This is a genomic window from Psychrobacter sp. Pi2-52 (assembly GCF_904846705.1).
Lineage (GTDB): Bacteria > Pseudomonadota > Gammaproteobacteria > Pseudomonadales > Moraxellaceae > Psychrobacter.
In genome coordinates, this window is the sequence record NZ_CAJHBS010000010.1 from 61,324 (window position 1) to 73,547 (window position 12,224).

Sequence of the window (12,224 nt, forward strand, 5' to 3'; positions counted from 1 at the left end):
GTAATATGCGTAGTGCTGAGTGGATGGCCGAACAGATCGATCAAGGTTTGCAGCGGCGCAAACGTTGGATATTGCCGGACCCTATCTCACGCTTTGGCAGTTTACTGTGGCGTATTGCACCAGCTTTATACTTGCGTCAGGTGCGTAAACGTTTTGGAAATGAGTTGCGGTAGACTACGTTAAGTGAGAACCTAGAAGAGAGGCTAGCGGTTCATGCAAATTACCGATAGTGCTATGCTAAAAATACTATGCTAAAGAGCGCTATATTTGAAGGTGCTTTATTAGAAAATTCACATTTAAAAGTCTCTATGTTGAAAGACTCTGTATTAGAAGGTGCTTTATTAGAAAATACTATGCTAGAAACAATAATCTAGCATAGTATTTTAACTCATAGCGTTTTAGCTTTACTAACTAGTTCAATATCACCTAGTTCAGTATTACCTTACTGAGCATTACCTTTCTCGGTACTAATGATTTCTGATTGGTCTACCAAGCTCCATGGTCTCTTCAGTCTCGATGACGGTAGGATTTTTCGCTTCTTGACGCTTATCCCACCAAGCGAAGATATTGGCCAATATAGAGCCAGAAACAGAGTGCCAAATACAAGCGACGGCGGCAGCGATGGCGGACTCTGCATTGCCAGGGAAAAACTTAGTGCTTAAACCCGTGGCTAGACCTGCATTTTGTACGCCAACCTCGATAGATATGGTGCGTTTTTTGGGTTTGCTCATACCAAATAAGGCCCCTGAGTAGTAGCCCAATATATAGCCGACGATATTGTGTACCGCGATGGCCAAGATAACGACTAGCCCTGACTGCAAGAACTGATCGCCAAATACAGCGGCAACGCCACCGACGATAGCAGCAAAAGCTAATACAGCCACGCCTGGCATCACCGCACGTACGTCATTAAACCAGTGTTTGTTTTGAAATAGTATGTTTAACATAGAGCCAATAGCGACTGGCAACAACGTCACTAATAGCATAAAGCGGAACATACCCCAGCCATCCATTTCTACAGATTGACCAACCAAATAATTGAGCCAAAGTGGCGTCACTAACGGTGCAATGATGGTTGATACGGTGGTCATACCTACCGAAAACGCCACATCACCTTTGGCAAGGTAGCTCATAATGTTTGAAGACACACCACCAGGACAAGTACCAACCAATACTAGACCCAGTGTCAACCCAGGCGATAAGTCAAACAATCTGGCCACGCTAATCGCTAAAATCGGCATAATGGTATATTGGATAATTGAACCGATAAAAATATCAAGCGGGCGCTGGGCCAACATTTTATAGTCCTCTTTACCTAGTGTCATACCCATTGCGAGCATAATGACACCCAGAACGATGACTTGGGCATCACCTGTCACCCAAGAAAAAGTCGCAGGCTCTATAAATGTCACTGCGGCCGCTAAAATAATAACCAATGCCGTAAATCGACTCAACTGCTGACTTATCACCCTCAAAAACTGCATTTCTCAAATCCTTCTAAGTCTGGAAAATAGTCAAGTATAAGTTCAAAACCACTGTATTTCCAATGGGTTTAGGCTGTTTTTAGCCAACAATAAGTTGCTATTATGACAACTTTAACTATGATTATATTGCCAAAGTTTTTTGAAATGTTTATTCAATAGTCAAATGAGGTACTAGGTGTTGCAAACTCCATCAAATTTAACTAGATTCAAACACCTAGGTCTTGCGTTAGCGATATTTTATCTGCTCTACAACTTAACGACTTTTTATAGTGTCTCCCTGTATAAACTTTATCCATCGAAAGTTCATAACCTAGCCACGCCATTTGATAGCATGATTCCTTTCATTCCAGCTATGATTGTTCCTTATAGCTGGTCATTGATTTTATTTGTGGCTAGTTTTTTCTTAGTGCGGACGTCTACACAATTATCTTTATTGAGCTATCGCTTGATTCTGACGACCATCTTTGCCTGTTTAATTTTCTATCTCTATCCCGCTCGTTTCTCATTCAATCGATCGATACCTGATGATTGGACGCAGTTTGGTTATCAGTTTTTGCAGTTGGTGGACAAGCCATTTAATCAGTTGCCATCATTGCATGTCAGCTATGCCATGTTGCTTGGCGTATCATTATGGGATGTTGTAGCGTCTAAAAAGAGATTGATTTCAGCGGCTTATCGATTGTTGCTGACTGGCATATGTACATTGATTGCCCTGTCGACAGTGTTGACGTATCAACATCATTTGCTAGATATGTTCGGCGGGGTAGTATTGGCAGTGTTGGTGCTGATACTCTCAAATCGAATCCGAAATGCATTGGTAATCAAGCATCTGACACTGGGGGTAATAGGGTTTTTGTTGATAGCGATAGCAGGGTTTTACTTTGCTAATATGAGTATGATAGCGTCTGAAGTTGTAGAAGATTTAGCCATTATGATTGCTTCATATTGGTTAATCAGCTTTACGATGTTGGCTGGTGTCTATCAACAGGTCAAGCCAATACGAGATATACGCTGGTTTCAAAAATCCAGTAGCGGTCGACTGACCTTACATACTTGGATTAAGTTTGCACCAATCATTATTATTTACAATGGCATGTCGTTGTTTGGACAGTGGTATTTCAAAATTTTCTCCAAAAGTCAAAAGTATTCACTCACGCCATATGCTATTAATGACAAGGTCAATGTTGTTGCTTCACCTCGATTGATGCAGACGGATCTAAGTAGTCATTTAACGTATTGGTTGTTTGGTTCTAGTTTATTAGAGTTGCGAAGTTCGTTAGAAAGCAATCGGCCTGCAGTTTGCCATCAGATTATCGTTGTTGATTTAGCCGCTGAGATATCTAGCCATGCCCATAATCTTGAAATAGCCGCTAACGGCATTATGAATACGACAGTTCATTATTTGTATTTGCCTTTGTTGGATTTGCAGCCATTAAATGATGTATTGCTCCAATACTATATTGATCTATTTCAACAAATTGAAGCGTTGATACAATCGGTAGAGACACAAGCGATAACCGCTAATAATGAGAGTTGGGTAGAGGGTAATCAGGTAGAAGATAGTCAGGTAAAGGGTGGCCTCATCACACTTATCAATTTCCATTGCGTGATGGGTCTGTCGCGTAGCATCGGTGTACAGGTTCTATATTTATTATATTGTGGTACGCTAACTGTCTATAACTATCAATCGTGGATTGAGCAGCATTATCCGCACGCGCACCTGAAAGATACTTATCTACCACAGTCATTAGTAGAAACTATGGCCAATTATAAGTCTGTCACCTATTAAACAGCGCCTTAATAACTATTAATTTCAGTAGGTTTCCGTCTGCTAATTCTTCTTTGTTTGCTTTTTACCTATTGCTTAATTCCTATTCAACTATGGAGGAATCTATGAACACCTCGTTGCCTCGCTTGTACTCTTTTCGTCGCTGTCCTTATGCTATGCGCGCTCGTCTCGGTCTAATGTTCGCCGAGTTACCACTAGAGCTACGAGAAATAACGTTAAAGAATAAGCCAGATCAGATGCTAGCGATTAGTCCAAAAGGCACGGTTCCTGTGTTACAGTTAGCGGATGGGACCGTCATTGAAGAGAGTGCAGAGATCATGATGTGGGCGCTTGAGCAAAACGATCCTCAAGGACTGCTAGATGAAAAGATTTCATCCCAAGCTAATGCACTGATAGCACAAAACGACAATGAGTTTAAGCAGTGGCTCGATCGCTACAAATATGCCGATCGTCACCCTGAGATGACTCAAATAGAATATCGACAAAAAGGTGAAATTTTTCTGCAGTATTTAGAAGCGTTATTGACTAAGAATACCTATCTACTAGACAATAGCGTGACCGTTGCTGACATCGGTATCATGCCGTTTGTTCGTCAATTTGCACATGTTGATCGTGAGGTGTTTTATGGTTTGCCATACCCTAAATTGCAGCAGTGGTTACAAGATTGGCTTGCGCATCCGTTATTTTTGCAAGTTATGACTAAGTTTGAACCATGGCAAGAAGGCGATGAGGTGGTGATTTTTCCTTGTTAATATATGGTATTTGAAGTTATTTATATGATCACATGAGTGGTGAGTGGTGAGTGGTGAGTGGTGAGTGGTGAGTGGTAGGTAAAGTATAGATTTGAAAGAACGTAGGAGAATACACATTGTATACTTGTAGTGGTCAAATATTTTTAGACAGTACTTAAGAGGTTTTTGTTGAAATAAAGTCTCTTTTTCTCGCTCGGTGTTAAATACTCATTAAAGCTGTGTGGTCTTACACTTTGATAATAGCCCCAAATATAATCATTTACTGCCTGCCGAGCCTCATCAATATTGTCATAGCCGTTTTTTGGCATCCACTCTGTCTTAAAGCTTCTAAAGAACCTCTCTGTAGGTGCATTGTCCCAACAGTTGCCTCGTCGGCTCATACTATGCGACATACCATTGCACTTGGCTACGCATTTAGCATACTCTTCACTGGTATAATGACTGCCTTGATCTGAATGAAACAGCACGCCTTTAGGCTCAAGTCTTATGTGATATGCCATTTTTAGTGCAGATGTGGTCAGCTGGGTATTCGGGCTATCTGACAAGGCAAAACCAACAATACGTCGAGCATATAAATCCATAACGATGGCTAAATAACACCATCCGGCTTTGATACGAATATAAGTAACATCACCTGTCCACACTTGGTTTGGTGCAGTGGGCGCAAACTGACGGTCTAGTATGTTTCCATAAGCTTTATGGAATTCTTCACAACGCCTGTACTTATGTGATTTTATCTGTCGACTAATCAACCCCATTTGTGCCATCAGTTTAACTGCTCTGTAGCGTGTGAGTTTAATGTCATGTTGATGCGTGACGATAGCAGATACCGTCCTTGCACCAGCCGAGCCATTTGACTGCTCAAATACTTCTCTGATTAAGGCTTTGAGCCTTATAAGTTCAATGTCTATAGACCTAGATTTAGTACTGTTGTAATAGCTGCTTCTAACAACCCCAATGCGTCATAGGAGCAACTACCAAACGGTTTTTGATGACGATGCCATTATTAAGGGTAAAAGGTTGAAATAAAGGGTGGTATTTTGATTTCATAAGAAAATTCTCCTAACAGTATATTGGGTAACTTGAGCTTATGTATCAGCTATCTTAAAATTTAATTAACTTGCCATTGGTTAAAATCTTCTAGCGTGGCTTGTAAAATTGCCTCTTTATCACAAATGGCTGTGCCTTCTGCTCGAATCAAGGTGCGTTTTTTAAAGCCCATTTTTGCAAACATCATATCCAAATAACGGTAAGCAAATTCCATTTGTTGGCATTCTTTATCCAATGAGAACATCGACCCACTAATTTGTAGAAACAACACGGCTCTATTATCGGTCAATAAGGGTTCAATTTTACCTGCCTCGCTGTACTGGAAAGTCTCTCGTGGCACCAACACCATATCCATATAATCTTTGAGTCGAGCAGGGATATTGTAGTTATACATCGGATAGATAATAACGATTTTTTGATGCGCTTTAAACTGCTGTAACATCGATTGCCGAGTGTCGGCGATAGCTTGCTCCGCCACACTCAAAGCCTCCCCTGCTTTTTGTTTATAAATGACCGTTAGGGTTGCCTCATCCAAGGTAGGTAAATCCATGTCATTTAATGGCAAATAGGTTGTGCTTTCAGCAAATTGCTGTTTGATTTGTTGTAGTAACTGAGCCGAAAATGACTCAGTATGGGCATTGATTGTGGTATCAATGACAAGCGTTTTCATGGTTTTATACCCCATTTTTATTGGTTTAATTTGGCTAACACATTTTCTGCTAAGTCTTGCAACGTTTCTTTGACAGGGCGTTTGGTAGGCTTTAAATTAATGGTGACATGAGATAAGCCTTGTTCTTTCTGCTCTTGCCAAAATTCCAGCAAACTATGTGACCCGCCTCGTAGATAAATATTGCGAGATAATTGAGCAGGCTCATTCGGATTCTCACTAAGTTCGACAAAATTGGCATAACCAAAAGGATGCCAAGCGTCATCTTGATTTAAATCCGCCAAGGTTTGCACGATATTTTTGGTATCTTTTGGGTTTACCCCATGCCAAATCCACGCATCGGCAGTATTAGCAAGCCAATCTAGTTCCTGTCTGGCACGACCAATAGCAACCATCGGTAAGCGTTGTTCAAGGATAGGGATAAAGCCAATATTGCCTGTTAAATCCCCATAATGTTGCCCTTTAAACTGCGGAAATTTTTGGGTGGTTAAGGCACGAATCATGTCCCAACTTTCTCGAAAACGCTCGGCACGATTGTCAAAGTTTTGCTGAAACACAGGGTATTCCACAGGTCTATCGCCACTCGACATCCCCAAAATAAAGCGATTATTGCTTAATACTGCCGTACTTGCTGAGGCTTTGGCGATATGAATGGGACTCCGCAAAGGTGCAACGATGCCTGCTGAACCTATCGCAATTCGTTGGGTTTTCGCAGTCAAATAGCCCATGGCAACCATGGGGTCAAATGCTTGTCCAACATCGCCAAAACTTGGGTCATAAAATGGCACATCTCGCAACCATAGTGCAGAAAATCCAAGCTGTTCTGCTAAGACAGCGGTTTCCCCAAAGTCTTCTAAGCTCGGAATCGGACTATTGGGATAGCCTTTAAACGGGGCAATCAATCCCAAGGTGAGTTTATCCGCTTGAAACACCTCACTAAAAGCAGGGTGATTGGCAAGATGAGGGGGTAGTTGTTTTTGTTGCGGGGTTATATTTTCATTCGTCTCAGCGGTGTGAAATAATTGGCTATTGTCTTGTCCAAGAACAGAGAGGTTTGGTACAGCAGTTTGTGAGCTTGTGGTCATGGGAGTCACTCCGTTAAATTAAGCATTAAAAAATATAGCCTTAGTATAATGCTTTTATTTTTAATGATAATTGGGGTAAAATTAGAAACAGTTTTGCTTTTTTTGCAAAAATATGTTTATTCAAAAATACACTTAACTGCTAACAAACCCATGACCATCAATTACTTCTATGCCCTCACTATTTTTCACCATGTGGCGAATACTAATAGCTTTACTGCCACGGCAAGTCAGCTTGGGCTGGCGGTGTCGTCTGTCACTCGGCAAATTGATAACTTAGAACAATCCTTGCAAGTTAAGCTATTGAATCGCTCAACCAGACATTTGGATTTGACCCATGCAGGGATGCGTTATTTACAACAGACCGAGCCGATATTAGCTGAATTACAACAGGTAAATGAAGCGATTAAAGAGGAGCAAATTGAGCCACAAGGGCGATTGTGCCTTACTTTTCCCAGTGCCTATGGGATTGAAAAAATCGCCCCATTGCTTGCCGAATTTGCCCATTTATACCCAAAAATTGAATTGGAGCTATTTGCCAGTGATGAATTTGTAGATTTATTTAATGAGAAATATGATGTAGGGGTGCGGTTAGGGCGTGTGGAGGATGACCGCTTGGTAGCAAAATTTATTGCCTCTCAGCAACGGCTGTTATGTGCCAGTCCCGATTATCTACGATTGCATGGAACACCACAAATACCGTCACAATTAGCCGAGCATAATTGTTTGCCGTTTATGTATCAAGGCTATGCGTCAAAGTGGTATTTCCATCAAACGGGTAAAACGCAAAGTTTGCGGGTGACAGGGAATTTGATGGGTAATAATATAGAAATGCTGAAACAAGCCACGCTTGATGGACAAGGGATTAGCCATTTACCTAATTGGCTGATTGAGAAAGCGTTGCAGTCTGGGGCGTTGGTACAGGTGTTGTCTGATTGGCAAGTGACCCCGTCTTTGGCGACAGATGACGGGATTTATTTGGTGTATCCGCCCACTAGCCGTAATGTGGTAAAAATTGGCGTGTTGGTGAATTTTTTAGCACAGCGTTTGATAGGTTAAACTGTAGATGGTGATATTGTGAAAAGCAGTAGAATATTATGCGTATCTAATTTAGGAAAGGCTTTCTTCATCATACTATTCTGATTTAAGTAACTGAACAAATTTAAATTATAAAAAACCGTTCGTGGTGAGCTTGTCGAACCATAACGGTTTTCCTACTCTTCAACAGGCTCAGGGTGAACGGAAAACCATATATAATTTTGTTTCATTACTTACTAGAATAATAGCTTAATACTTTTGTTTGTGCGGTGTGTAGTGGTCATATCTTCTCTCCAGTCTTGGTGATAGTATAACCTCTTATCTACTGTCCTATTTCATTATGCCACTACAATGACACCTGCTGAGTACAGGCAGGTGGCTTAATTATTCTACGATGATGTTGTGTTAAGAATGGGGTATTTACAATGAGGTAATTCCGCTTATGGAACATTTAGCAGGCCTAACAAGACCATAAGTTGACCTCCCTGCGCTACACTTCAGCCGGTAAATTATGGCAGCGTTGATATCACTACCACTTGTCAAGCTGAATACACTGATGACTATCTAACTTTTAAGCCATAATTACTTTAGTTTGAATTAAAGTGAGTTAATGCATAGACTGAAGCAAGTAATGTCTTCAGTCTATGTTCGTAGTTCGATTACACTTATTCTATCGGAGACGGCTTGCCATGTGGGCTTGAGCGCAGATATTGTTTAGGCGCTTTGACGGTTGCGCCAAGCTCGGCCGCCGCATGCCAAGGCCAGTGCGGGTCATAAAGCATACCGCGTGCTAATGCAACCGCATCCGCTTGCTGCTCAGCAATGATGCTTTGCGCTTGCTCGGCTTTGGTAACTAAGCCCACTGCGATGACGGGTATATTGACGGCTTCTTTTATCGCGGTTGCAAAAGGCACTTGGAAGTTAGGCTCTACAGGGATCTGCTGGTCTGGGCTAAGTCCTGCGGTGCTCACATGGATATAGTCACAGCCTAACGCCTCCAATGCTTTAGCCAGCTCGATCGTTTGGGTGAGATCCCAGCCGCCTTGGGCCCAATCGGTTGCAGACACACGCACGCCCACTGGCTTTTTACTTGAAAATTCAGCCCGAACCGCTGTAAACACGTCAAGTAACAAGCGCATTCTATTCTCAAGGTTGCCACCGTACTGATCTTCACGGTTATTAGAAAGTGGCGATAAAAACTGATGCAATAGATAACCGTGCGCCCCATGAAGTTCAATTAAATCAAGGCCCAGAGCATCAGCGCGTTTTGCCGCATTCACAAAATCACTTACTAGCGCATCAATGTCATTTTGATCCATTGCTGTGGGTACAGTAGAATTTTCGTCATACGCCAATGCCGACGGTGCCACCGTTTGCCAGCCATTTACTTCATCAGGGGCAATCGAACCGCCGCCGTCCCATGGCTTTTCGGTTGACGCTTTACGTCCAGCATGGGCCAGTTGTAGGCCTATTGGCATAGGACTGTACTGTCTGATTGCTGTTAGCGTTTTATCTAGTGCAGCTTGAGTCCTGTCATCCCATAAACCTAAATCAGCATAGCTGATACGTCCTTGTGGATTGACCGCTGTTGCTTCTAAAATAAGTAGTCCTGCGCCGCTCAAACTCATTTGGCCCAAATGGATCATATGCCAATCACTTGCCGCTCCATCGTTGGCAGAGTATTGGCACATGGGTGCGATGATAATACGGTTATCTAATGTGAGTTGCCCAAGTTTCAAAGGCGAAAAAAGCTGGCTCATGGTGAATCCTCAAAAAACGTCTAAAGGCACTGAAAATAAAAAGACACGTAACATAAAATGCAAAAGCGATATGAATGACTTTATGATTATCGCTTGAATGCATGATGGGGATGAATTGTTATTTCCATGGGGCACATTTAAGCGATGCTAGCTAATATATAGATTACTCTCGATCATGTTTTTCATATGCAGCAGGCGAGGGGCAATATCTTCTTCTAGTTTGGTACGACTGAGGATAAAGCTTGGCGCACCACAGTTAAAAGTGAGCAAGCCTTCTGTCGGGTGCATCAGCGCAATGGCTACCGCATTGACATCCTTTTGCCATTCACTAATTGAAAAACAATAACCATAGTCCTCATAGTCTTGGAAGGCTTTATCTAATCCTCGTCTAATCTTTAGCCAATCATCTTTATACTTACTACGAATCGCATTAAGGATAAACTCTTGCTCAGCAGGTGGCATACTCGCCAAACAGGCTCTCCCCATTGAACTTAAGTGAATAGGCAAATAAGAGCCAACATTGCGTTGCATGGTCGTGGTCCCTTGGCCTTGTACAACGTTTAGATACACCATCATCAGTCGATCACGAGTAGCCATGGCAACGGCACTATTGGCATAGTCTGCTAGCTCTTCCATATAAGGAGTCGCAAGGTTATTGATAGAGATATTAGTCATCATCGTATAACCAAAACTTAGTACCCCTGTTGAGAGCTGGTACTTACTGCTATTGGTCGATTGTTTTAAGTATCCCAATTTGACCAATGTATAGGTCAGACGAGTGATGGTTCCTTTAGGAAGTCCTGTCAGCTGACTTAAGTCTTGGTTACCTAGATAAGGCCGCTGCGGGGTAAAACAACGCAGCAGCTCTAATCCTCGAGCCAACGCTGTGACAAACTGTCTGTCGTTTTTATCTCTCATCTCTGCAATGGGTTCTAACAGTTCAATATGCATCTCATTGTTAGTGTCTTCATCGGCAAGGGTATCATTAGTCATATGTCGTCTATTATCCCCAATCAAATTCATACAAGCGTTATAAAATCACAAAACTTCATTAGTCATAGCATTCTGTGAGCTAATATCAGCCCACAGTTACCCACTGTCTCTTTGATTATATTATATCAATTTACTTTCACATTCTCAGCATAGCATAATGAGAAACTATTGTTTCGCTATGCGGTATGAACGGTAGCAATAGTCGTTATAAGAGGTATGGTTAGGCTTGTTGTGGATCGTACTGCTTTTCTTTAATGAATAAAGTAGGAATAAGACCACATAAGAAGTATGCACCTGCCATAAGTAATAAACCTGCGCCGATAGAGTTATGCATGGCCATATAACCAATGGCAACAGGAGCAATCACAGAGCCAAGCCGTCCAATATTAAATGCACCACCGATCGCAGTACCTCGGATAGCAGTAGGGAAACTTTCGGTTAGATAGGTGGCATTAATGGCATAGGGGATACCATATAAGAAACCAAAGGTGATCATTAACCAACCAATATTTTCTGGAGTATGCATATACACTAGAATAGGAATAAACAATGCGGTGCCCATCGTACCAAAGGCAAATACTATCTTACGTCCGATTTTATCAGCCATGAATCCAGCCACGACTTTGGCAAACATCATAGTCAGGTACGTTCCCGCCATATACAGTGCCATTTCTTTGAACTTGATACCTAATTCAGTTTCTAGATAAGAAGGTAGCCAGTTACTGACACCAAAATAGCCAAATAACAAAAGTCCTGAGCTCATTGACCATAGGATAAACATGATACGGTGTTTCGGATTTTCCATTATCGCTTTGTATGGGTTCTCTGCTTTTTTGAGTGTGTCTAATGCTCCGCTCAGTTTTAGTGCTCGAGCGTCTTTCCAAGACTGGGGTTCAGGGACTAAAAAGTACATTGATACTGCCAAAAGTATCGGCAAAAACGTCAGTAGATATAGTGTGCGCCAACCATAGCTAGGGATAATCCAAGCGGATACACTGGTGATAACCAATGAGCCTAAAGTAAATCCAGTCATTAATGCAGCAAGTACAGTGGTTCTATGCTTGGTAGGTACCATCTCTGACATAAGCGTATTGGTAGCGATATAAAGACTACCAAGCCCCAAGCAAGCAATAACCCGTAGCGTGACAAACTGCTCATAGCTCTGCACCAATCCACTAAAACCAGACAATATAGAGAACATACCAGTCGCAAGGACGATGACACGTACTCGGCCAAAGCGATCGCAAGCCCAACCACCAAAAAACCCACCGATTGCCATTCCAAATAACGACCAACTGCCTAGAGCGCCAGCTTGTACATTGGTCAGTGCAAACTCTAGCTTTAGGCTGGATAAGGTAAAGGCAAGAATACCGATATCAGCCCCATCACATAGTAAAACTAAAAAACAAAAAACAAAGGCCAGTTTCCAAGGTTGTTTTTGGGTGGAGCTCATACTTGGATCTGCAGTTATAGCGACACTTTTCACAATTTATATCCTTAACGTTGTGAGAATGAAAAACTAATTTGATGCGTAGTGGTAAAAATAGAGGGGAACGGTATCAGCATCCTAGCAAATACCGCCGTGCATTTTGGTGGATGAAAAAGTGGT

At 42.0% G+C, this 12,224-nt stretch carries 11 protein-coding genes; 4 read left to right on the top strand and 7 right to left on the bottom strand.

Features of this window, described 5'->3' with window-relative positions; all coding sequences use genetic code 11:
- Window positions 1-5 precede the first annotated feature (5 nt).
- Window positions 6-173: a hypothetical protein gene (locus JMY00_RS07255; RefSeq protein WP_201579650.1), complete on the top strand. Its 168-nt coding sequence runs from the start codon at window positions 6-8 to the stop codon at window positions 171-173.
- Between the two features lie 294 nt (window positions 174-467).
- Here JMY00_RS07255 and JMY00_RS07260 read toward each other — a convergent pair whose 3' ends face one another.
- Window positions 468-1,484: a bile acid:sodium symporter family protein gene (locus JMY00_RS07260; protein ID WP_201579651.1), complete on the bottom strand. Its 1,017-nt coding sequence runs from the start codon at window positions 1,482-1,484 to the stop codon at window positions 468-470.
- A gap of 175 nt (window positions 1,485-1,659) precedes the next feature.
- On the opposite strand from JMY00_RS07260, the gene JMY00_RS07265 reads away from it, so the two are divergent.
- Together JMY00_RS07265 and JMY00_RS07270 are read left to right on the top strand one after the other, a co-directional pair.
- On the top strand, window positions 1,660-3,273 hold the full coding sequence (locus tag JMY00_RS07265; RefSeq protein ID WP_201579652.1) for a phosphatase PAP2 family protein: 1,614 nt from the start codon (window positions 1,660-1,662) through the stop codon (window positions 3,271-3,273).
- Between the two features lie 104 nt (window positions 3,274-3,377).
- The gene (locus tag JMY00_RS07270) at window positions 3,378-4,025 is read left to right on the top strand and encodes a glutathione S-transferase (protein ID WP_201579653.1); all 648 of its coding nucleotides are present in this window, start codon (window positions 3,378-3,380) and stop codon (window positions 4,023-4,025) included.
- A 143-nt stretch (window positions 4,026-4,168) separates the two neighbouring features.
- Here the strand turns inward: JMY00_RS07270 and JMY00_RS07275 are convergent, their stop codons facing one another.
- From JMY00_RS07275 to JMY00_RS07285, 3 genes are all read right to left on the bottom strand, one after another.
- Window positions 4,169-4,984 carry an IS3 family transposase gene (locus JMY00_RS07275; protein ID WP_145990531.1) on the bottom strand — a complete coding sequence of 272 codons (816 nt, stop codon included), beginning with the start codon at window positions 4,982-4,984 and terminating at the stop codon, window positions 4,169-4,171.
- A gap of 152 nt (window positions 4,985-5,136) precedes the next feature.
- Window positions 5,137-5,745: an NAD(P)H-dependent oxidoreductase gene (locus JMY00_RS07280; protein ID WP_157822722.1), complete on the bottom strand. Its 609-nt coding sequence runs from the start codon at window positions 5,743-5,745 to the stop codon at window positions 5,137-5,139.
- Between the two features lie 17 nt (window positions 5,746-5,762).
- On the bottom strand, window positions 5,763-6,827 hold the full coding sequence (locus JMY00_RS07285) for a TIGR03571 family LLM class oxidoreductase (protein ID WP_101204498.1): 1,065 nt from the start codon (window positions 6,825-6,827) through the stop codon (window positions 5,763-5,765).
- A 150-nt stretch (window positions 6,828-6,977) separates the two neighbouring features.
- On the opposite strand from JMY00_RS07285, the gene JMY00_RS07290 reads away from it, so the two are divergent.
- On the top strand, window positions 6,978-7,883 hold the full coding sequence (locus JMY00_RS07290) for a LysR family transcriptional regulator (protein WP_197707684.1): 906 nt from the start codon (window positions 6,978-6,980) through the stop codon (window positions 7,881-7,883).
- A 644-nt stretch (window positions 7,884-8,527) separates the two neighbouring features.
- Here the strand turns inward: JMY00_RS07290 and JMY00_RS07295 are convergent.
- The 3 genes from JMY00_RS07295 to JMY00_RS07305 all read right to left on the bottom strand — a co-directional run bounded on the left by JMY00_RS07295 (window position 8,528) and on the right by JMY00_RS07305 (window position 12,068).
- Window positions 8,528-9,622 carry an NADH:flavin oxidoreductase/NADH oxidase gene (locus JMY00_RS07295; RefSeq protein WP_201579654.1) on the bottom strand — a complete coding sequence of 365 codons (1,095 nt, stop codon included), beginning with the start codon at window positions 9,620-9,622 and terminating at the stop codon, window positions 8,528-8,530.
- A gap of 147 nt (window positions 9,623-9,769) precedes the next feature.
- Window positions 9,770-10,615: an IclR family transcriptional regulator gene (locus tag JMY00_RS07300; protein WP_201579655.1), complete on the bottom strand. Its 846-nt coding sequence runs from the start codon at window positions 10,613-10,615 to the stop codon at window positions 9,770-9,772.
- A 220-nt stretch (window positions 10,616-10,835) separates the two neighbouring features.
- Window positions 10,836-12,068 (bottom strand): MFS transporter, encoded by a 1,233-nt coding sequence (locus JMY00_RS07305; protein ID WP_220455972.1) that lies wholly within the window; start codon window positions 12,066-12,068, stop codon window positions 10,836-10,838.
- Window positions 12,069-12,224 lie beyond the last annotated feature (156 nt).